General features: G+C 44.6%; 1 protein-coding gene. It reads left to right on the top strand.

Going from position 1 to position 1453, the window contains the following annotated elements; genetic code table 11:
* Positions 1-15: 15 nt before the first annotated feature.
* Positions 16-1453 (top strand): tape measure protein (locus JZ784_RS17525; protein WP_346315795.1); only part of this gene is annotated, 1438 nt, incomplete at its 3' end.

The raw sequence follows: 1453 nt of genomic DNA, 5'->3' as shown, positions 1-1453 counted from the left end.
GCGCAGGAGGTGTATTTGAGTTTGTCGGGCGGCATGAAGTCTTTAGGTAAAACAACAACCCAGACATTAGACCTTGTGGATTCGCTTTCATTTAGCTTTACGCACAATGCCACCCGCACCGACCAAGCCCAATCCGCAATGGACTCACTGTCTAAATCTATGGCCAAAGGAAAAATTGATGCAGACGCGTGGATTTCAATTGTTACAGGCGCGGATAACATCATTGCCGATATGGCTAAAACCACAGGCAAAACTGAAGCTGAAATCCGTAAATTGGGTGCTGAAGGGAAAGCATCACTTGAAGACCTAATCAAGACATTGATAGCCACTCGGGAGGAAAATGAAAAGCTAGCCAACAACATGGAAAACAGCTTGGCAGATGGTTTTACATCACTCTCAAATGCGGTGACTGTCTATCTAGGCAAGGCTAATGAATCAACTTCCGCAACCGGCATCATGGCTGGTGCGCTGGGTGAGCTAGCCCATAATTTGGAGTCGGTCGCAAATGTCGCAATGCTGGGTGGGGTGGCTTATTTAACAAAAACAATTCTTGCTCAGACTGTTGCTATTCGCGGATCAGTTGCTGAATCTTTTAAAAAGAATGCAGCAAATTTAAGCGAAATTAGCACGAATGCTGCATTAACAGCTTCAGAAGCTCGAAAAACTGGTGCTATTGCCCAATACACCACAATGCAGCTTGCGGATGCTAAAGCGACAGCGGCGCGAATGACTGGTTTGCAGCGACTGTCCTATATTCAAACTACAGTCATTCCACTTGAAGCGAAAGCAACCCAAGCAACTGCAGCACACACTGCTGCAACAGTTGCGGATACCATTGCGCAAGAGGTAAATAATAAAGCGCGCTCACGAGCAGCAGCTTTATACAATCTAATTGGCGGACCTATTGGCGCAATCACTTTGGGTGTTACTGCTTTGGCTGCTGGATATATGTATTTCAGTAGTCGAGCCGCTGAGGCCAATGCAAAACTCGAAGAACAAGCTGCTGTAGCAAAAAAAGCAAAAGAAGAGTTACTGGCTTTAAAAGGGCTTGAGAAAGATGGAGCTATTAATGACATGGCCGCTGCTTTTGAGCGCCAAAATAGAGCGTTGTCTGAATCCAGCAGCAAAATTAACATGCAACTTAATGCAATTGAGCAACTTTACAAAGGGAATAAAGAAGTCGTTCAGGTTGTTCAAGATGCACGGAACGGCACAATAAGCATGACTGATGCTGTCCAGCGTTTTAATGAGCTGCGCATTAGTAAAGAAGTGTATGAGTCCATAAAAGCCAACACCGCTGAATTTGAAAAGAATGCTAAAGAGGCTGTAAATACCAAGTCGAAATTAAATTTATTTGGTGTGGAAGTCGAATTGTCTGGCAGAAAAGCGCAAACCGCTGTATTCGGTGTTGATGGGAATACTAAAGCCCTTAAAGAAAATAAAACCGCCGCAC

This window comes from Acinetobacter sp. CWB-B33 (assembly GCF_039655955.1).
Taxonomy (GTDB): Bacteria; Pseudomonadota; Gammaproteobacteria; order Pseudomonadales; family Moraxellaceae; genus Acinetobacter; species Acinetobacter bouvetii.
The sequence above is the reverse complement of the archived record's forward strand: the minus strand, read 5'-3'. Positions and strand labels throughout refer to the sequence as shown.